Genomic DNA, 19,211 nt, shown 5'->3' with positions numbered 1-19,211 from the left:
TAGCCTTCTTTCCCGTGAGAATCGTGGTGGCACACAACCGGTACCGGGAAGCCCAGCCCTCCGGCGAGAACACCATCGTCGACGCGGAGATCGCCCAGCTCACCGCGGCCGGGGTGGAGGTGCTGCCGTTCCTGCGCAGCTCCGACGAGATCCCCGCGATGTCGAAGCCGGCCAAGGCGCTGCTGCCGATCTCGCCGATCTGGGCGCCGAAGGCCCAGCAGGACCTGGACCGCCTGCTCGTCGAGCACCGCCCCGACGTGCTGCACCTGCACAACCCGTACCCTCTGCTGTCGCCGTGGGTGGTGCGGACGGCGCACCGGCGCGGCGTGCCGGTGGTGCAGACGGTGCACAACTACCGGCAGGTCTGCTCCTCCGGGCTCTACTTCCGCGACGGCGTGATCTGCCAGGACTGCCGGGGCCGCGCGCTGGGCGTGCCGGCGATCGTGCACCGCTGCTACCGGGGCTCCCGGGCGCAGAGCGCGCTGATGGCGACCACCCTCGCCGTGCATCGCCCGACCTGGCGGTCGGTGGACCGGTTCATCGCGCTCACCAGCGCGGTCGCCGACCACCTCCGCGACTACGGCATCCCGGACGAGCGGATCGTGGTCAAGCCCAACGCCATCCCCGACCCGGGCACGCCGGCGCCGCTCGGCGAGGGCTTCCTCTTCCTCGGCCGACTCTCCCCCGAGAAGGGGCTGGACCTGCTGCTCGAAGCCTGGCGGCGGCACCCGGACGGCGCGCTCGGCCCGCTGCGGATCGCCGGCGACGGGGAGCTGCGCCCACTGGTCGAGGCGGCCGCCGCCGAGCGCGCCGACGTCACCTTCCTCGGCCCGCTCGACCGGGCCGGGGTGCGCGCCGCCCTGGCCGGCAGCGCCGTGGTGCTGGCGACCTCCACCTGGCACGACGTGCTGCCGACCGTGATCATCGAGGCGCTGGCCAGCGGCCGGCCGGTGCTGGGCACCGCCCTCGGCGGCATCCCGTACCTGGTCGGCGCGGACGCGCCCCGGGAGCCCGCGGGGACCGGGCCGGCCGAGGTGGCGTCAGCGCCCAGCGGGTCGGCGGGTCCGGCGCTGCCCGACGGCATCGAGCCGGGCGAGGCGGGCTGGGTGGTCGCCCCGGAGCCGGCCGCACTGGCTGCCGCCCTGCCGGTGGCCCGGGCCGGCGCGGCGGCGCTCGCCCCGGCGGCCCGCGCCCGCTACGAGCGCATCTTTCACCCCGACGTGGTCACCAAACGCCTGATCGACATTTACGCCGACGTCGCCCGGGCCCCTGCAGCCCGCTGACTCGCCGGCTCGGCCCAGCCGCCTGACCCGCTCCCGCCCTCCGTCGGGCCGGTGAAGATCGCGCTCGATCCGGGAAACAGGGCCCTCGGCGCGAGAGGGATGCCACTACTTCCAGGATTGAGCGCGATCTTGGGCGCGGGGGCGCGGGGGCGCGGGGGCGCGGAGCGGGTCAGCGGAGCGAGGCGCGGGCGGAGAAGGCGATGCTGGCGAGCAGGAAGCCGCCGTTGACGATCGTGAAGGCGACGACCACCCAGACGGTCAGCGCCGGGGCGAAGGTCAACACCAGGCCGGCCAGGAAGATCACCGCGCCGTAGTCGCGGACCAGCTTCACCAGGCGTACGGGGAGCGAGGTCGAGGTGACCATGCTGGCCGCGTTCGGGCCGGCCTGCATCACCGAGGTGACCAGGTTGACCATCCAGGTGCCGGCGAAGACCGCCACCAGCCAGGTGGGCGTCGCGGGGCGCTGCGCCACGGCGGCCGCCCCGAGGGCGGTGACCAGCGCGATCTGGGCGGCCACGTCGCAGAGCACGTCGACCCGGGCACCAGCCGCGGTGCCCTGCCCGGTGACCCGGGCGAGCTGCCCGTCCGCGCAGTCCAGCGCGTACGCGACCTGCCAGCCGACCAGGGCGACCAGCCCGACCGCCCAGGCCGGGACGTCCCCGGCGGCCACCCTGCCGGCGAGCGCGACCACGGTGACCGAAGCGGCCAGGCCGAGCACCAGGTTGGCGATGGTCAGCGCGGTGGGGCGCAGCCCGAGCCGCTGGGCGACCAGCGCGAAGACCGCCCCGATCCACTGGCTGATCGACTCGCTGAACAGCCCGCCGCCCCGGTTGACCCGGTGGAAGTCGGCGACGGTGGGGCGGGACGGCTCAGCCAAGGTGGTCGCGGAGTGCATCGGCGTAGTCTGCCAGCCGTTCCCGCGTCTCGGTAGGCGACATCGCGAGGTGTTCGAGGATGGTGTAGCGGTCCGGCCGGGTGGCCGGCGCGAACTGCACCGCCTCGACGAACCGGTCGTCGGTCAGCCCGACGTCGGCGGGGAGCCGGGGCAGGCCGTGCCGCGCCAGGCAGGCCGACATCTCGGCGAAACGCCGCTGGTCGCCCCGGAGGAAGGTGCAGAAGAGCGCCCCCAACCCGGCCAACTCCCCGTGGGAGGCGGTACCCGGGTAGAGCGAGTCGATGGCGTGCATGATCTCGTGGCAGCCGCCGCTGGCCGGACGGCTGGTGCCGCAGGCCGCCATCGCCAGGCCGGTGGAGATCAGCGCCTCGGCCAGCACGGTGACGAAAGCGTCGTCGCTCATGTCCCCCTGGTGGGCCAGCACCGCCTCGGCGCCCATCCGGGCGAGCGAGGCGGCCAGCCCGTCGACCGGCTCGCCGCGGACCTGCCGGGCCAGCTCCCAGTCGGCCAGCGCGCTGATGTTGCTGACCACGTCGCCGATGCCGGCACGGTTGTGCCGTTCCGGTCCGGCCTCCACGAAGTCCAGGTCCACGATCACCGCGATCGGGATGTGTACCCCGTAGGAACCCTTGATCCCGTCGGTGATCAGGCTGGCCACCGGGGAGGCGATGCCGTCGTTGGCCAGGCCGGTCGCCACGGTGACCATGGGCAGGCCACGCCGGGTGGCGGCGTACTTCGCCACGTCGATGGTCTTGCCGCCGCCGATGCCGACCACCGCGTCGTACGACCGGTTGCGCAGCTTTGCGCCGAGATCGTCGGCGGCGTCGAGGGTGGCCCCGGCCACGGTGAACACGTCCGCCGAACGTAGCGACGGGCGGATCAGCTCGGCGATCTGCGCACCCTGGCCCGGGCCGACCACCACCGCCACGTCGCCTCCGGCGGAGATCCGCCCGTCGACGAGGATCGCGGCGAGGTCGGCCACCGCACCGCGCCGTACGTCGATGTGCAGCGGGGTGAGGATCGTCCGGGCTAGTAGCGGCACGCGATCTCCCGGGCCCGGGCCAGGTCGGCGTGGTTGTCGACCTCGACCCAGGAGACGTCACCGATCGGCGCCGCCCGCACCTCGCCGCCCCGCTCGGCGAACTCCTGGTAGCCGTCCTCGTAGTAGAGGTTCGGGTCGCGCCGCCAGGTCGTCTCCAGCGCGTCGGCGAGCGCGTCGGCCACCTGCGGCTCGATCAGGGTCGCGCCGATGTACTCCCCGTACGCCTCGCCCGGGTCCATCAGCTTGGTGATCCGGGTGAGCTGGCCGGCCGCGTCGAAGGTGGTCTTCATCTCCTCCTCGGCCAGCGGCTTGAGGGTGTCGACGGCCAGCAGGATGGCCGGGCCGCGCTCGGCCAGCAGCGTCTTCTCCACGCTCACCGGGTGCACGGTGTCGCCGTTGACCAGCAGCACGCCCCGGGAGAAGTACTCCCGGGCCAGCCAGAGCGAGTACGCGTTGTTCCACTCCTCGGCCTTGTCGTTGTGCACCAGAGTGATCGTGACGCCGTACTTCTCGTCCAGGGCCGCCTGGCGCTGCCGGACCGCGTCCGCGGCGTAGCCGACCACGATCACGACCTCGGTCAGCCCCACCTCGGCGAGGTTGCGCAGCGCGATGTCGAGGATGGTGGTCTCCCCGTCCACCGGCACCAGGGCCTTGGGCAGGGTGTCGGTGTACGGGCGCAGCCGGCGCCCCGCACCGGCGGCGAGCACCATCCCGATCATTCCGGCACCATCCTCATCTCGACTCCGGTTCACCCGGTGGAGGATAGCGCCGAGCGCTCGGACCGCTGCCGCCAACCGGGACTCAGCCCGGCAGGGCGGACAGGTCCGCCAGCATCACCAGCCGTTCCTCGGCGGTCAGCACCGCGTACGGCCCGGCGGCCCGGCGGTCGGTCTCCTGCTCGATCGCCAGCCGTTCCGGCCCCGGCGGCAGGCCGGCGATGCTCGTCGCGGTGTGCCCTGCCGCGGCCCACGCGGCCGCGTGCGCGTCCGCCCGGTGGTAGCGCAGCGCGCTCAGTCGGTTGAGCAGCAGCACCGCGGCCGGGGCGCCCGCCGGCTCGTGCGGCGGGGCCATCGCGGCGAAGGCGCCGGGCTCGTCGGACTCGGCCAGCACCAGGGCGTACGCCAGCAGCCGGCCGAGCGTCGGCACCAGGCGGCCCACCCGGTCGTCGTGTCCGGCCCAGAGCTCCTCGGTCACCTCGGCGTGCAACTGCCAGAGCTCGGCCAGGAAGGCGAGCCCGCGCTCGGTGGCGCAGAGGCCGCCGTCGGGTACGCGCTGGAGCATCCCGTACGCGACCTGCTTGTCCAGGGTGCGCTGGCAGGTGGCCGGGTCCCGGTAGCGGGTCACCGCGGCGAAGCCCGGGCCGCTCACCGTCCCGCCGGGCGTGGCGAGCCGGGTCCGGAGCTCCACCAGGAAGCCGGTGGCGGCCGGGCCGCCGTACCGTGAACTCAGCTCCGCGCCGCCACCGTCGCGGCCGGCGAGCATGCCGGCGACGAAGACCCGGTCGATCGCCGGGGCGATCAGCCCGGCGAACCGGTGGGGCGGCAGCTCGACGCCGTCGCTCACAGACCGATCGAACGGAGGGCGGCGAAGGCGTCCTCGGCGATTCGCCGGATCAGCCCGTCGTTGACGTCGCGGTGCTCGTCGAGCAGGGCGACGTCGTGCTCCGCCAGCCAGCGGAACTCGGTGTGCTTGCCCTCCTCCAGCCGGGGGCGGCTCAGGTCACCGTCCACCCGGACCAGGAAGTCGGTCTCCACCCGGGCCAGCCCGTCGTCGGCGGTGTAGCGGTATTCACCGACCAGACCGAGCACGTGTGAGACGCTCCAGCCGGTCTCCTCGGTGACCTCGCGGCGCAGCGCCTCCGCCACCTCCTCACCCGGTTCGAGGTGGCCTCCGACGATGTCCCAGCAGTTCGGGAAGAGGCGTCGCTCGGGGGATCGGCGCTGGATGAAGATGCGGCCGTCGTCGTCCACGATCAGCGCGCCGGCGCAGCGGAGGGGCTCGGTGGGCACGTCACGACAGTAGCGAGCCCGGGCCGCCTGTGGCGATGCCCGGTCTTGTCCCGAGCCGCATCGGTGGCCCACCATGTCCGTACCGAGGCCACCGTCCCACAGGGGTGATGCGTGATGCAGGTTCGGGAAGCGATGTCCAGTGACGTACTCGTGGTCGGCCCGGAGCACACGCTCCGCCAGGCGGCCCGGATGATGTCGACCCGCGGTGTCGGGTCGGCGGTCGTGATCGACCCGGACTCCGAAGGGGTCGGGATCATGACCGAACGGGATGTGCTCAACGCGATCGGTGCCGGGCTCGATCCCGATGTCGAGCGGACGGCGGCCCACCTGACCTGGGACGTCGTCTACGCCGGCCCGGGCTGGACGGTGCAGGAGGCGGCGGCGGCCATGGCCCGCGGCGGCTTCCGGCACCTGGTGGTGCTCGACGGCGGGGAGGTTGCCGGGGTGATCTCGGTACGTGACCTGATGCGGGTCTGGGCGCGGGAGCACGCCACGACCCGGGTCTGAACCGGGCCTGGAACGGGCGATGGCCCGGCCGTTACCGGCCGGGCCATCGTCGTACGGTGCCTCAGGTCACGGTCCGACGAAGACGGCGGTCCCCCGCCAGTCCACGTTGTCGACGCCCGGACCGCTGCGCACGGTGGCGGAGCCGGTCGGCGTGCCGCCCGACCACGCCAGCGAGGAGAGGTCGCCGCTGCTCCGGGACACGACGTAGAGGTTGTCGCCGTCCAGGAAGAGGCCACCCGCGTCGGCGAACGCCGTCGTGCCGGTAACGGTCGTCCGCTCCGCCCCGACGGTGCCGGTGTCCGGCGTGAACCAGCGCCAGAACAGGGTGCTCTGGCCCGAGAGCGTGTAGTAGAGGCGGCCGCCGGTGTAGAACATGCCGGTCACGTTCGGCAGCTCCGCGTAGAAGTTGGTCGTCACGCCGACGTACGTCTGGCCCGTGGGGGCGGAGCCCGTCACGACCTTGTCCCACTTGGCGTCGTGGTACGGGTCCACCTTGGCCGGAGTGCCGAAGGTGCTGCCGTCGAACGAGCGGCGGTAGAACTCGCCGGCCATTCCGTAGAACAGGTCACCGCCGACCCAGAACGCGCCGTTGGCCGCCGACCACCGGGTGTTGTCGCCGTTCGCGACGCTGGTCGCCGAGCCCACCGTGGTCGCCCCGTCGTACGACCGCTTGGTCACGTTGTCCATCGTGGTCTCCGCCGGCACCGGCGGGATCTTGACGATCTCGATGCCCTGGACCAGCGGGTTCTCCAGCACGCGGCCGAAGTCGATGTCGACGTTGCCGTCGCTGGTGACGGCGAAGGCCCGCATCGTGCCCCGGTTGGTGGCGCCGATGGCGGCGATCGGGTCGAAGTTGCTCAGCTTCAGCACGCCGTCGATGCTGACGTTGAACTTCCGCTTGCCGACTGTGGCGGTGCCGTTGTACCGGTTGGCCAGGTAGAGCCGGACCTGGATCGGGGTGCCGGCCGGGACCGGGAAGTCCCACTGCATGTCCGGGGCGGTGGCCAGGTCCCAGCGCTCGCTGTTGAACAGCGCGACCGGCGTGCCGGCCGGCACGGTCGGGTCGAGCGTCGCGTTGGTGCCGTACGCCAGGACGTTGCTGCCGGAGTTGTGGTACTGGCTCGGCGCCGCCTCGCTGTCGGTGGCCCAGTTCGGCCCGCTGGCCGCGGGCAGCTCCTCGCCGCCGGCGTTGACCCGGTAGAGCACATCGGACGGGGTGGGCGTCGGCGCGGTCTGGACCACCTCGATGCCCTGGACGAGCGGGTTCTCCAGCACGCGACCGAAGTCGATGTCGATCACGCCGTCGCTGACCACGGAGAAGGACCGCATGGTGCCGCGGTCGGTGCCGCCGGCGGCCGCGACCGGGTCGAAGTTGTTCAGCTTCAGCACGCCGTCGATGCTGACGTTGAACTTCCGCTTGCCGACGGCGGCGGTGCCGCCGTACCGGTTGGCCAGGTAGAGCCGCACGTCGACGCGGGTGCCGGCCGCGACGGGGAAGTCCCACTGCATGTCCGGGTCGGTCGCCTGGTCCCAGCGCTCGCTGTTGAACAGCGCCACCGGTGTCGTCACCGGCACGGTCGAGTCGAACGTCGCGTTGGTGCTGTAGGTCAGGACGCTGCTGCCGGAGTTGTGCAGCGGGCTGGGCGCGGTGGCGCTGTCGCCGGCCCAGTCGGGGCCGCCATCGGTCGCGGTGAGCGCCGGACCGCCGGCGTTGACCCGGTAGAGGACCTCGGTCTTCGCCGCGCGGCCGGCCTGGTAGACGTTGCCCGGCAGGCCCTTGGTGGCGGTCGAGTGCGGGGCGTTGCCACCGGTGAGCGGGAAGAACGCGAGCCGGCCCCGCTTGTACTCGTAGTTGCCGATGTACTCCTGGTCGCTGCCCATCCAGAGGCCCTGCGGGGTCACCAGCATCTCGGTGACGCCGTAGCCGCGCGGGTGGCGGCCCGGGTTCCAGGACAAGGGCAGGCCGGTCACCGGGTCGAGGGCCGCGATGCTGGCCCGGGGGACCGCACCCGCCGCCGCGTTGTCGCGGCCCATCGGGTTGTTGGCCCAGCGGAAGTGGCCGCCGACGTAGATGGCCTCCTCGCTGACGCCGACCGACAGGAACGTGTCGCCGCCGCTGTAGCTGACCCAGGCGGGCTGCTGGCCGTCGCCGCTGGTCGAGGTGTTCCAGCGGGCCGCCGAGTCACAGAGCGTTCCCGGGTACGGCGCGCCGGTGGTCACCACCATGAAGTACTTGCCGTCCGGGGAGAACGCCACGTCCCGCATGTACGAGTCGAACGCGGTGTACTTGCAGGCCGCCGAGTAGCGGTCGGTGTTCCAGTTGGCGATCGTGGCCGAGGTGTCGCCCAGGTCGATCCGGACGATCTGGTCGTGCAGCACCCCGTCGGCCTTCTTGAAGTTGCCGATGACCACCAGGTGCTTGCCGTCCGGCGAGACGGCCAGCTTCTCGGCACCGACCCCGGCGGAGGCGCCGCCGTTGGTGGGGGTCCAGTTGTGGTGCTCGGTGAGCGACACGGTGAGGTAGTCGTCCACCGCGCCGGTGGTGGGGTTCAGCGAGGCCAACCCGGTGCGGGCCGTCGTCCCGTTGACGGTGGCGAAGATGCCACCCACCAGGAGCCGGTCACCGACGAGCGCGATGTCCTTGACCAGGCCGTCGAACGCGGGGCTCTTGAAGCCGGCGACCGGCGTGCCGTCCGCGACGTTGAGCAGAACCAGCTTGCGGAACTTCTCGGTGCCGACGGTGTTGAACTTGCCGGCCAGGTAGACCGTGCCCTCGGTCGGCCCGGCGATCACCGCGTTCACTTCGCCGTCCAGCTCCGGGACGAACGAGTTGTCGATCTTCCCGGTCGCCTTGTCGAAGGCAAGCACGTAGTTCCGGGTGACCTCCGTGGTCTGCGAGCCACGGTCCTGGGCCTTGGTGAACGAACCGCCCACGATGACCTTGGTGCCCGCGTCGTAGATGGCCACCACGTTGCCGTCGTTGATGTTCGGCGTCTTGTCGGACGGCACCTCGCCGACCATCGTGGTGTGGCCCGGCGCGGGAGCGGCGAGCGCGGGGGCGGCGAGCCCGAGGGTGGGGGTGAAGAGGACGGCGATGCCGAGGGAGGCAGCGCCGAGCGCGGACACCGAGCGGTGTCTCAGGAACGAGGAAGCCACAGGCAACTCCGGAGAAAGGTCGGAGGCGCTGCGGTCATGGCCGGAATGCGACGCGAGGTGGGGCGTACGTCCAGCCGACCGCAGACGTGAGAGCAATACCTTCTCTCATCCGGCCCGTGCCCGTCCACCCGGGGCCGGGTTTTTGACCATGAAAACGGCTCGGCTCACACGAAAAGATGAGGAACGATCACCGGGCCGGCGCGGACGGCGTCTCGGACCGGGCGGTCAGGTCGGGCGGCGTCTGAGCGAAGTAGGGGTCCGTCGCCATCTCCCGGAACACCGTGGCGCTCTCCGGATCGTTGTCGAAGGTGCTGTCGTACAACGGCTTCGTCTCCTTCCCCGCGAAGTAGAGGGCTGCCTTGATCTGCGGGTGCCTCTTCAGGTACGGCCGGACCTCGCGTAGCCAGTCGGCCCGCTGGCCGGGCCGGCCCTCTTCCGTCAGCCCGAACTCGCCGATCACCACGGGCCGGGGATGCTCCCGGGCGAAGGCCATGAAGTGGTCCATGCGGTCGCTGAAGCTCACCCATTCCGGACCCGGGTAGACGTCGGCGCAGAGCCAGTCCACCTGGTCGTCGCCCGGGTAGTAGGCCGCCGCATTCCGCTTCGGGTCGGCGAAGCCGTCCGCGTGCGGGCACCAGACCCAGGCCGCGTTGGTGGCACCGACCTCGCTGAAGATGGCCCGGATGTGCTTCCAGGCGGCGATGTAGTCCTCGGGTGAATGGACGCTGGCGGCCAGGTTGGGCCGATCCATCTCCCATCGGTAGCGCAGCAGCACCGGCACCCCGAACGCCTTGACGTCCTCGGCGCGCTGACGGATCAGCGAGTCGTAGGCGCCGCTGACCGTCGAGCGGGTGTCGGTGCCGGCCCAGGAGATCATCTGCAGCTTCCCCATGGCCTGGAACGCCCGCTCGGTCGGGCCCGGGAAGGGCTTGTTCCAGGTGTTGAACATGTGGGCGAGTGCGAGCTTGCCGCCGGCCGCCTGGTTGAACTCGTCGAGCGCGCTCGCCCGCCCGGTGGGGTTGTGGAACTCCGGTTTGACCCACGCGCCGAGCCAGGCGCCCTTCCTGGGCAGCACGGGCCCCCGCCCGGTGGTGCGCACCGGGGCCGTCCGTGGCTCCACCGTGGGCGGTGGCAGAGTCGGCGTCTGGTACGGGCGCCGGGTCGGCGCCGACTCGCAGGCCGCCACCGGCACCAGGCAGGCCAGGGCGAGCAGAGCCGCCATCGTCCGTCGTGATCCTCGAGTCACCGCAACCTCTCCCCAGGACGGTTACCCGCCCACGGCCAGCGGCCCGGCCCCACGTCAACAGGGCGCCGCACCTGGACCGGCGGACGACCTCGTGCACTCTACCCATCCGGCGGAGGTCAGGCGGTGCCCGGCGGACAGGTCACGACTGTGCGATCGGCGCCGGACCCGAACCGTTCCGGCGACCGCGCAGGGCACGCAGCGCGTCGAGGTTCAACGTGGTCCGCCAGTGCCAGGCACCCGCCGCGTAGGCCGCCACGCCGACCGCCGACACACCGGCGAGCACCGGCACCGGCGCGCCGAGCAGGCTCGCCAGCCCCAGCGGCAGCCCGAACGCGCCGGTGGCCAGCGCCATCGCGACCCGCGTGCCGCGGCCGAACGGGTGCAGCTGCAGCGACCACCAGAGCTGCGTCAGCGGCACCAGGTTGTTCACCAGGATGGCCGCGGTCCAGGCCAGGGCGGCGCCGACGATGCCGTACACCGGAATGAGGGCGACGTTGGCCAGCACGTTGATCGCCGTGGCGGCCATCGCGTTGTAGAAGGTCCAGGTCGTCCGGCCGGCCATGTTGAGCACCACGTCGACCATGCCGCAGCCGGTCGCCACCAGCATGGTCAGCGCGAGCAGCACCACCACCGGACGGGCCACGCCGTAGCCGGCGCCGAAGAGCGCCAGCATCGGCCCGGCGAAGGCGGCGAAGACCAGGTACACCGGCCAGGAGAGCAGCACCAACCAGCTGGTCGCGGCCTGGTAGAGCTCGCCGGCCCCGGCCCGGTCGTCGCGAGCAAGGGCGGCGGCCAGCCGGTGCTGCACCGAGCTGGACAGTGCCGTACCGGAGAGCTGGCCGAGCGCGAGGAAGCGGGTCGCGGCGGTGTAGAGGGCCGCGTCGGCCGGCCCGCGCAAGGCGCTGAGCAGCACGATGTCCAGGCGCTGCACGACGATGGCGGCGAGGCTGCTCAGGGCGCGCGGGCCGGTGAACCGCCAGAAGCCCACGAACTGCTCGCCCGCCGGCGTCGGCCGGGTCACGTCCCGACCGGCACGGCGAACCAGCCGGCCGAGCCAGGCCAGCGCGACCGCGGCGGCGAGCAGATACGGCACGGCCCAGGCCAGCGGCAGCGCGGTGGTGGCGGAGAGACCGAGCCAGGCCGCCACGGCCACCGCGACGAACTGCACCAGGGTGCGGCCGAGCCGTTCCACGGTCAGCAGTGGGCGCATCTGACCGAAGCCCTGGCAGGCGGCGAGGGCGTAGTCGCTGAGCGCGGCCAGCGGCACGAACGCCAGCAGGACCCGAAGCGCGGTCACCCCGCCCGGTCCGGCCTCGGGCATGGTCAGCTCGGCCAGCGCCGGGGCCGCCAGCCAGCCGACCAGGGTGAGCAGCACCCCGACGGCCAGCACCGGCAGGAGCCCGACCAGGATCGTGCCCCGGATCCGCTCGCGCTGGCCCAGCGTCCGGTAGCGGCTGACGAAGTAGATGGTCCCGACGTCGGTGCCGAGCCGGGCCGCCGACGCGCCGATCATGAAGGCGCTGGTGGCCGCGAAGAACATGCCGGCCTCGCGGACCGACCAGCCCCGGGCGACGACGATGTTCAGCCCGAAGCCGGCGATCGCGGCGAGACCGACGCCGACGAGGTTCGCGAAGCCCTGCCGGGCCGCGCCGCCCAGGCCGGCACCCGGTCCGCCGGTCGGCGCGGTCGACGCCGGGGCGTCACCGGCCTCCGTCCGGGTCACCGCCGCCACGACGGCACGCGTCCCCACCAGGTGGCCAGCCGCTCGTCGTACGGGGCGAAGTGGTCCTCCAGCCGGGCCCGCAGCTCGGCCGACATCGGCGACCGGGAGCGTGAGTTGTGCTTGCCGAAAGAGATCTCCGCCCAGCGCGGCAGGCCGAGGAAGTCGCAGACCGCGTCGAAGGCCGGGCGCGGGTCGGCGAAGAAGTCGTCGCTGTCGATGACGTGCAGCCGCTCCCGGCCGACCAGCGCCTCCAGCCGCTCCAGCTGCTCGACGTACCGCCCCCGGGCCAGGTACGCGTTGTGCTGGAGGTGATGGCTGGCGTACGTCGAGTCGGCGGTCATCCGGTCCCGCTCACCGGCGGTCCGCTCCTCCTCCAGCGCCAGCGCACGCTCGAACGACGACTCGGTCTCGTAGCCCCGGGCCAGCTCGTGCGAGTGCGCCGAGTAGGCCCGCTCCACCGGATCGCGCAGCAGCACCAGCAGCTTCACCGAGGGCAGATCCCTGGCGATCCGCTGCCCGGCGAGCGGGTGGAACATGTAGTAAGGGCTCGACTCGCCGGTGATCCCGCGTACGCCGAGCTGCTCCCGGACCGCCTCCGCCTTCGCCGTGGTGGGGAAGTGCCCGAGGTACCAGTTCATGCCGCGGTGGTAGTCCATGTCGAAGTAGTGCACGCCCTTGTGGTACGCCGGCGGCAGCACCCCCGGGTGCTGGGAGAGCGTCTTGAACAGCGAGGTGGTGCCGCAGCGCTGCGCCCCCACGATCAGGAATCCGGGCACCATCCGCGACCCGGCGGTCAACCGACCGACCGTCCGGCTCACCGACTTCACCGCACGGAGCGCCTGCTCCCTGGCCACCGTCACGTCCCCACTCCTCACTCTCACCGGGCCCGCCGGGCCAGGTGCTCCTCCACGGCGGGCAGCAGCCAGGTGTCGACCTGTCCCAGTCGCGCACCCGCCTCCGCCTGCCGATCCCGCAGATAGCGCGCCGCCAGCTCCACCAGGTAGAGCACGGCGACCAGGTCGACGTCCCGACCGTCCTGGTCGAACGGCGCCAGCGTCCGGTCCGCGCCGGCGAGCAGCGCCCGCGCGGCGTCCGTCGCGGCCACCCCGTCGTGGCCGATAGCGGTCTGCACCGCCCGGTGCAGCGCGTCGTACCCGGCCGGCACGTCCGCCTCGAACCGTTCCCAGTCCCAGACCAGCACCCGGCCGTCGGCGAGCACGGCGCTGTTGCCACCGTTCCAGTCGCCGTGCCAGGCGCCGAAGGCCACCGTCGGGTCGGTGTCCGCGACGGTCTTCAGCACCGCCCGCAGCCGCTCGGCCTCGGGGCGGGCGCCGAGCGCGTCCACCGCGTCGGCCAGCCGGGCCGCGTGGTCGCTCCCGGCCCACGACCCCCGGCGTACGCCCAGGCAGCCGGCGACCGCCACCATGGCCGCCCGCTCGGCCGCCTCGGCGGCTGTCGAGGCGGCCCGGGGCAGCCGCACCGGCAGCGCCTCCTGCACCAGCAGCGCGTGCCCGTGCCAGTCGCCGTGGTGGCGTACCCCGGCCACGGTGACCGGGCCGAGCGGCAGGTCGGCCAGCCGGCGCAGCGCCGCGGACTCCGCCTCGACCAGAGCGCGGGTCAGCGGGTCGACGCCGAGCTTGGCGTACCCGAGCGCCCGCCCGTCCGGGGCGAGCAGTTGCAGCACCGGCTTGCGGTTCGCCCGGGCCGGCCCGATGTGCATGCTGACCAGGGCCGGCGTGCCCAGCACCTCGGCCAGGTACGCGTCGAGCCCGGCACCTGCCACGACCAGCCGGTCGCGGAACACCAGCGGCCCCAGCCCGAGCCGGAACGCGGTGGCCAGCCCCTGCCGGACCAGCTTCGCCTTCCGCCCGACCGCCTCGGTGGAGTGCCGCACGGCGCTCGCCGCGGCCCGGCCGGAGCCGGTCGGCACCAGCAGCCGCGGCCGGGACGCCGACGGCACCACCACCCAGCCCCGGCCACCCTTGCGCAGGGCCGGTCCGGCCGGATCGGGCCAGATCAGCCCGGCCAGCTCACCCAGGTACGCGGCGCGGCCGTCGCCGTCGGGGGGTACGCGGAACACCATCAGCGCTCACCGGCTGCTTCCAGTCGGGCCCGCAACCCGGACACGGTGCCCGGGGGCGCCGGCGCGACGGCCCGGCGCAGCCGGTCGTTGCGGGCGAGCAGGGCGACCGAGATCAGGCCGTAGGCGAGGGTGGCTTCCATCGCACCATAGGTGAATTGGAAGAAGAGCATCAGGATCAGGACCAGGCTGCCGGCGATCCCGATCGCACTGTGGTCGCGGCGGTAGCGCCAGAGGCCGTAGAGGAAGAAGCCGTTGTAGCAGAGCGCGCCCACGTAGCCCTGGCCGATCAGCAGCGCCCAGAGTTGGCCGTTGCTGCCCAGCTTCCGGTTGCCGCACTGCTTGCAGTCGTCGGACTTGCCGATGGCGATCGAGCGATTGCTGCCGATCAGCGCCCGGTTGCCCCCGTAGCCGAGGACCGGCGAGTGGTTGGCCGCCGTGATCGCGCCCTGAGAGAGGGTGGCCCGGATGTCGTCGCTGTGCCCGTTCTGCAGGCGCTCGTCGAAGGTCCGCCCGAGCGGGGTGGCGATGATCAGGATGCCGACCATTCCGATCGCGAGGGCCAGCCCGCCGAGCACCACCATCCGGCCCCGCAGCGCCAGCCGGACCGCCACGTAGGCCGCGGCGATGCCCAGGCCGATCCAGACGCCCCGGTTGAGCGAGTACACGATCGGGAACACCGCCGCCACCGCGATGGCGACACCGAGCACCCGCCGCACCGGGCCGCCCAGAATCACCCAGCCGACCAGCAGCCAGATGAGCAGGATCGCGATGTTCTCGCCCCAGGAGTTGGTGTATTCGAAGGGGGCGGAGGGGCGCGGTGAGCTGGCCTCGCCGACCAGCACCTGCTGGACCTGGGCGAACCGGACGTCCATCAGGGACGCGACGTAGGGATCGCTGGCGATGGAGTGCGGCAGCAGGTATCGCAGCGGCGCGACGAAGCTGAAGTTGGGCAGGAGCCAGCCAAGGTAGCCGCCGATCACCACGACGACCGCCATGAACCCGAAGAGCCGGACCGCCCGCCGCTGGGGCATCTCCCGTTCGCCGAGGTTGAGCACGTAGAGCATGACGACGGTCAGGCCGACGTAGTTGGCGAACCAGGTGGCCCAGCCGACGTACCGGCCGGCACCTGACGGGGGGAGGGTGTTCGGCGCCCTGAGGTCGAGCATCAGGGCGGAGAGCAGCACCCAGAGCAGCAGCACGAGCCAGATCCCGAAGCCGGGCGGCACCCGTACCGGCCTGCGCCGATACAGCTGCACCGCCATCGGCACCGCCATGATGACGAAGATGAAGGTCGACACCCCGAGCGCCCACCAGAGCGGGTAGAGCACGAACAGCGCGGTCAGCGGCCACGTCCGGGACAGCCGCGGCAACAGGCTTGGCGGCCGGATCGGAGGCCGGATCGGCGCCGGCGCCGGTACCGATGCCACGGGGTGGACCTCGACGACGGGGGCAGAGCCGCGGGCGGGGTGGTTCGGGGCGACCGAAGTCATCTGACGGTGACCTTGGCGGTGGGCGGCACGTAGATCAGCCAGGTGTTCCCGGGCAGGGGGTGCAGCAGCTCCCCGTCGAGGTCGATCACGTTGCAGACCATCTCCTGGCCGGGCTTGCGCCACTTCCCCTTGGCGCTGGACGGCCCGGAAACGGCCACCGCGGCACCCTCGCCGAAGACCTTCGCCGCCGGCAGCGATCGGGGCGACGGGTGGCGTACGGTCACGGTCCGGTACTCCGTCGTCAGCACCATCACCGAGGTCGCGGTGACCGCGACGGTGCCTACCCGGGCCACCCAGACCGACTTCTGCGGATCGTAGCGCCAGACCATCGGCGGTCCACCGGGGACCGTGACGACGAGCTCCTTGGCCGGGGCGATGTCCCGGCCGGCCAGGGCCGTGCCGGGACTCGCGTGGTCGAGGAAGGCGCTCGGCGGCTGGGCCCCCTTGGGCGCCGCCTTCCAGAGCGCCGCCGTGGAGGTGTAGCCCGAGTCGAAGACCTTGCCGCCGTTGTCGGCCGGGGTGATCCCGGCCAGGCCGGACTCGTCGAACTGGGAGCGGAAGCCCTTCGGGCCGCCGGCGTAGCCGACGAAGGGGCGGAGCACGCCGACCGATCGGATGTCGACCGGGCGGATCTCGGTGACCGGGCCGACCTTGGCGGCGTCCCGGGAGTGGAACACCGCCGTGAGGTGCAGCGTGTCGGACTCGGCGAACTCGGCGTATACCAGGTCGGCGGCGTCCAGGCCGGCCGGGGCCGTCGACGGGCTGACCCGCAGCGGTACGGCGACCGCCTGCCGGTCGGCCACCGGTGCGGCGCTCACCGGCAGCCCGGTCAGGGGCGCCGCCGGCAGGCTCGGGGTCGGGCTCGGGTCGGCCGTCGCGGGCGTGCCCGGGTCGACCACGTCGATGTCGACGGGGGCCTGCGGCTCGCTGCACGCCGTGGCGAGGGCGACCACGAGGGCCGGGGCGAGGGCGGTGCGGAGCATCTGCCGGCGGTTCACCCCAGGTCCTCGCCGGCCTCGAGCGCGTAGCCGCGCCCCGGGCCGTCGGTGCCCGTACCGTCACCGCGCGACCGGTACGTGCCGGAGGTGCCGTTCACCGGCACCGGCTTGCCCGGGACCGTCGGCTTTCCCGGCGGCACCGGCTTGGCCGAACCGGTGGCGGAACCCGGGTCGGACGGCTTCATCCGGGGCAGCACCAACGTCGACTCGGCGGACGGGCCGGGGCTCGGTCGGGGCTTGGGCCGGTTGACCGGGGCGGCCGGACGACTCGTCCCGCCGGCCGCGGCGGGCATGCGCGGTGCCAGCACCGCACCGATCACCGGGGCGTTGACCTGCTCGAACTGCTGGCGCGCGGTGTTGATCTCGCCGCTGTGGGTCTGGCCGGTCTGGGCCACCAGGATCACCGCGTCGACGTGCCGGCCCAGCGCTTGGGCCTCCACGGCGACGGTCGGCTGGGCGGTCTCGATCAGCACGTGGTCGAAGCGCGCGGTCAGCTCGTGGAGGATCTCCAGCAGGCCGCCGATCGGCAGCTCGACCTCGGCGTCCAGGTCGCCGGGAACCAGCACCCGGAGCTGGCCGAGGCCGGGCACCGGGGCCAGCGCCTTGAGCGCCGGTACGTCCCGACGGAGCACCGAGGCGAGGCTGTGCCGTCCCTCGGCGACTCCGGTCATGGCGCTCACCACCGAGTCCGGCTTGGTGGTCAGCAGCGCGACCTGCTGGCCGGTCCGGGCGTACGCGGCGGCCAGGTTGGTGGCGACGAATCCGGCGGCGTTACCGGCCGAGGCGTCGCAGAGCAGAAGCTGGCGTCCCCGGCCGGCCTCCCGCGGCTGGGGCACCGCGGAGAGCAGCACGTTGCGCAGCCGGCCCAGCTCACGGGAGATCTGGTGGGTGGCCGGCAGCATCGCCAGCGAGGAGGCCTGCGCCGGCAGCTCCACCAGCAGTGGCAGGCCGAGCCGGTCGGAGATGTCCCGACCGCGGCGCACCCGGGTGTCGAGCCGGTCCAGCACCAGGGCCAGCACGATGCCCAGGAGCAGGCCGACGCCCATGCCGCTGGCCAGGTTCAGGGTGCGGTTCGGCGAGCTGGGGCTCTCCGGCAGCCGGGCGTCCGAGATGATCTCGCCGGGGTCGGTGTCGGTGGAGAGCAGCGGGCTGAGCCGGTTGTTCAGCGACGCGAGCTGGTTGGTCAGCACGCTCCGGTCGGCCTCGGCCCGTTCCTTCTCCACGGAGTTGTTCGGTGCCGCCGCGATTCGCCCGGCGACCGCGTTGAGCTGCTTGTTGACGTCCGCGATCTGCTGCTTCAGCGCGGTCGTCGACGTCTCCAGCGCCTTCTGCGCGGTGGCCTTGCGCAGGTCCAGGTACGCCTGGGCGAAGGCGTGGGAGCCGTCCCGGGCCTCGGCGGGGCTGTCCGCCTCGTATGCCACCTGAAGGACCTGGCTGTTCGGCGGCACAGTGACGGTCACCGACTTGACGAGCTGGTCGGCCGCGGTGCCGCTCTTCATCAGGTCCTTGGCGCGCTCCGCCACGATGAGCGAGCGGACCACCTGCGCCTCGGTGTCAAGGTTGACCTTGGCGTTGGCGTTGTTGTCCGAGCCGGTCCCCAGCGCGCGCACCAGCAGCGAGGTGCTTGACGTGTATCGGGCGTGCTGGAGCTGACTCGCGGCCAGCCCGCCGCCCGCGCCGAGAACGGCGGCGAGGAGCAGAATCCACCAGCGGCGGCGCAGCCAGCCCAGGTAGGCCGTCAGGACAAGTCCGTCGGAATCGCTCTCGGCCAGGTGGGGTGAGGGCATCAGAGTCTGTCGCTCCCTTTCGACCGAGCCGGGCAGTCCACGGCGCAGCTGGACCTGACCGTGACCGTGATTGTCCCCGATCCGAACGTTGAGGGAAAGTCTGCTCACGTTCCGGTAAGCCTGCCCAGGTGTAGGCAGCCCGCGTAGGTATGGCCGGGCTTCGCTGGCCAATCGGCGGGGTTCCGGTTTCGGGCCCGACCTGCCCCCGGAGGTCGGCGTCGCCGTCGACCCCTCGTCCGGAGCGGTGACGGAAATCCTGACACACGCCCGACCGAGCCGGGTGGCCCGGCCCGTGCGGTGCCACTGCGGCGTCGGCTGAGGTGGCCGGTCGCCGGGAAAGGAGGCTGCCGTGGTGGGATGTCCGGACCGGGCCTTACCACTGGGACGAGATCGTTCCAAGGGCCCCTTCAGTTGTCCACCTCCGCGCCGATAGGTTGTCATGACGCGTCCGAACGTCATTCACGAAACTTGGGCGTGGCCGTGGCGTATGGGGAGGAACGTCTGGTGAGCGGGTCAACCGAGGGCTCGGGACAGGTCCTGTTGGTGGGTTCCAGCGGCGGGCATCTCGCCCAACTGCTGGCCTTGGAACCCTGGTACCGGGGCCGCCGCCGGGCGTGGGTCACCTTCGACACCCCCGACGCCCGTTCCTTGCTCGACGGCGAGGACGTGGTGTGGGCCCACCACCCCACCACTCGCAACATGAAGAACCTGATCCGCAACGCCTTCCTCGCGCTCAAGGTGATGCGCCGCCGCCGGGTGGCCGCGGTGGTCACCACCGGCGCCGGGGTCGCCGTGCCGTTCGTGGTCGCGGCCCGACTGCGCCGGATCCCGACGGTCTACATCGAGGTGTACGACCGGATCGACAGCGCGACGCTGACCGCCCGGCTCTGCCGTCCCTTCCTCTCTGCGATGCTCGTGCAGTGGGAGGAGCAGCGCCGCATGTACCCGGAGGCGACCGTCGTGGGGAACCTCCTGTGAGCGCGAGGAGTGAG

The 19,211-nt window shown here is 72.5% G+C and carries 16 protein-coding genes; 3 read left to right on the top strand and 13 right to left on the bottom strand.

Features of this window, described 5'->3' with window-relative positions:
* Nucleotides 1-14: 14 nt before the first annotated feature.
* Nucleotides 15-1,283, top strand: a complete 1,269-nt coding sequence (locus ACNAVT_RS15430; protein WP_416296821.1) for a glycosyltransferase — start codon at nt 15-17, stop codon at nt 1,281-1,283.
* Between the two features lie 169 nt (nt 1,284-1,452).
* On the opposite strand, the gene ACNAVT_RS15425 is transcribed toward ACNAVT_RS15430, so the two are convergent.
* The 5 genes from ACNAVT_RS15425 to ACNAVT_RS15405 form a co-directional block, all read right to left on the bottom strand.
* The gene (locus ACNAVT_RS15425; protein WP_416296819.1) at nt 1,453-2,178 is read right to left on the bottom strand and encodes a CDP-alcohol phosphatidyltransferase family protein; all 726 of its coding nucleotides are present in this window, start codon (nt 2,176-2,178) and stop codon (nt 1,453-1,455) included.
* A complete protein-coding gene (locus ACNAVT_RS15420) occupies nt 2,153-3,220 on the bottom strand; it encodes an iron-containing alcohol dehydrogenase family protein (protein WP_416296817.1) in 1,068 nt (355 codons plus the stop codon). Before ACNAVT_RS15420 ends, ACNAVT_RS15425 begins: the two co-directional genes overlap by 26 nt.
* Nucleotides 3,208-3,939 (bottom strand): sugar phosphate nucleotidyltransferase, encoded by a 732-nt coding sequence (locus ACNAVT_RS15415; protein WP_416296815.1) that lies wholly within the window; start codon nt 3,937-3,939, stop codon nt 3,208-3,210. The genes ACNAVT_RS15420 and ACNAVT_RS15415 overlap by 13 nt, the downstream gene beginning before the upstream one ends.
* A gap of 82 nt (nt 3,940-4,021) precedes the next feature.
* Nucleotides 4,022-4,783: a hypothetical protein gene (locus ACNAVT_RS15410; RefSeq protein WP_416296812.1), complete on the bottom strand. Its 762-nt coding sequence runs from the start codon at nt 4,781-4,783 to the stop codon at nt 4,022-4,024.
* Nucleotides 4,780-5,229: an NUDIX domain-containing protein gene (locus ACNAVT_RS15405; RefSeq protein WP_416296810.1), complete on the bottom strand. Its 450-nt coding sequence runs from the start codon at nt 5,227-5,229 to the stop codon at nt 4,780-4,782. Before ACNAVT_RS15405 ends, ACNAVT_RS15410 begins: the two co-directional genes overlap by 4 nt.
* 114 nt (nt 5,230-5,343) lie before the next feature.
* Here ACNAVT_RS15405 and ACNAVT_RS15400 point away from each other — a divergent pair, with 114 nt between their 5' ends.
* Nucleotides 5,344-5,736 (top strand): cyclic nucleotide-binding/CBS domain-containing protein, encoded by a 393-nt coding sequence (locus ACNAVT_RS15400; protein ID WP_416296808.1) that lies wholly within the window; start codon nt 5,344-5,346, stop codon nt 5,734-5,736.
* A gap of 66 nt (nt 5,737-5,802) precedes the next feature.
* Here the strand turns inward: ACNAVT_RS15400 and ACNAVT_RS15395 are convergent, their stop codons facing one another.
* The 8 genes from ACNAVT_RS15395 to ACNAVT_RS15360 all read right to left on the bottom strand — a co-directional run bounded on the left by ACNAVT_RS15395 (nt 5,803) and on the right by ACNAVT_RS15360 (nt 18,219).
* Nucleotides 5,803-8,892: a malectin domain-containing carbohydrate-binding protein gene (locus ACNAVT_RS15395; RefSeq protein WP_416296807.1), complete on the bottom strand. Its 3,090-nt coding sequence runs from the start codon at nt 8,890-8,892 to the stop codon at nt 5,803-5,805.
* A gap of 187 nt (nt 8,893-9,079) precedes the next feature.
* Entirely contained in the window at nt 9,080-10,114 is a 1,035-nt protein-coding gene (locus tag ACNAVT_RS15390; protein ID WP_416296804.1) for a glycoside hydrolase family 26 protein, read from the bottom strand.
* Between the two features lie 163 nt (nt 10,115-10,277).
* Nucleotides 10,278-11,861 (bottom strand): lipopolysaccharide biosynthesis protein, encoded by a 1,584-nt coding sequence (locus tag ACNAVT_RS15385; RefSeq protein WP_416296802.1) that lies wholly within the window; start codon nt 11,859-11,861, stop codon nt 10,278-10,280.
* Nucleotides 11,858-12,721 carry a sulfotransferase family protein gene (locus ACNAVT_RS15380; RefSeq protein WP_416296800.1) on the bottom strand — a complete coding sequence of 288 codons (864 nt, stop codon included), beginning with the start codon at nt 12,719-12,721 and terminating at the stop codon, nt 11,858-11,860. The genes ACNAVT_RS15385 and ACNAVT_RS15380 overlap by 4 nt, the downstream gene beginning before the upstream one ends.
* Before the next feature lie 17 nt (nt 12,722-12,738).
* Nucleotides 12,739-13,944: a hypothetical protein gene (locus tag ACNAVT_RS15375; RefSeq protein WP_416296799.1), complete on the bottom strand. Its 1,206-nt coding sequence runs from the start codon at nt 13,942-13,944 to the stop codon at nt 12,739-12,741.
* Nucleotides 13,944-15,371, bottom strand: a complete 1,428-nt coding sequence (locus ACNAVT_RS15370) for an O-antigen ligase family protein (RefSeq protein ID WP_416296797.1) — start codon at nt 15,369-15,371, stop codon at nt 13,944-13,946. The genes ACNAVT_RS15375 and ACNAVT_RS15370 overlap by 1 nt, the downstream gene beginning before the upstream one ends.
* Before the next feature lie 59 nt (nt 15,372-15,430).
* Complete coding sequence (locus ACNAVT_RS15365; protein WP_416296794.1) at nt 15,431-16,432, bottom strand: DUF3048 domain-containing protein; 1,002 nt, start codon at nt 16,430-16,432, stop codon at nt 15,431-15,433.
* Nucleotides 16,429-18,219 carry a Wzz/FepE/Etk N-terminal domain-containing protein gene (locus tag ACNAVT_RS15360; protein ID WP_416296792.1) on the bottom strand — a complete coding sequence of 597 codons (1,791 nt, stop codon included), beginning with the start codon at nt 18,217-18,219 and terminating at the stop codon, nt 16,429-16,431. Before ACNAVT_RS15360 ends, ACNAVT_RS15365 begins: the two co-directional genes overlap by 4 nt.
* Nucleotides 18,220-18,720: 501 nt before the next feature.
* Between ACNAVT_RS15360 and ACNAVT_RS15355 the strand changes: the two genes are divergently transcribed.
* Entirely contained in the window at nt 18,721-19,197 is a 477-nt protein-coding gene (locus ACNAVT_RS15355; protein ID WP_416297047.1) for a UDP-N-acetylglucosamine--LPS N-acetylglucosamine transferase, read from the top strand.
* Nucleotides 19,198-19,211 lie beyond the last annotated feature (14 nt).

This window comes from Micromonospora sp. SL4-19 (assembly GCF_047921475.1).
Lineage (GTDB): Bacteria > Actinomycetota > Actinomycetes > Mycobacteriales > Micromonosporaceae > Micromonospora.
This window is presented reverse-complemented; position numbering and strand designations above follow the sequence as displayed.

Excerpts from the sequence above, each read along its gene's own strand:
- ACNAVT_RS15425 (WP_416296819.1), bottom strand. The coding sequence starts at position 2,178 with ATGCACTCCGCGACCACCTTGGCTGAGCCGTCCCGCCCCACCGTCGCC.
- ACNAVT_RS15400 (WP_416296808.1), top strand. The coding sequence starts at position 5,344 with ATGCAGGTTCGGGAAGCGATGTCCAGTGACGTACTCGTGGTCGGCCCG.
- ACNAVT_RS15360 (WP_416296792.1), bottom strand. The coding sequence starts at position 18,219 with ATGCCCTCACCCCACCTGGCCGAGAGCGATTCCGACGGACTTGTCCTG.
- ACNAVT_RS15390 (WP_416296804.1), bottom strand. The coding sequence starts at position 10,114 with ATGGCGGCTCTGCTCGCCCTGGCCTGCCTGGTGCCGGTGGCGGCCTGC.
- ACNAVT_RS15415 (WP_416296815.1), bottom strand. The coding sequence starts at position 3,939 with ATGATCGGGATGGTGCTCGCCGCCGGTGCGGGGCGCCGGCTGCGCCCG.
- ACNAVT_RS15375 (WP_416296799.1), bottom strand. The coding sequence starts at position 13,944 with ATGGTGTTCCGCGTACCCCCCGACGGCGACGGCCGCGCCGCGTACCTG.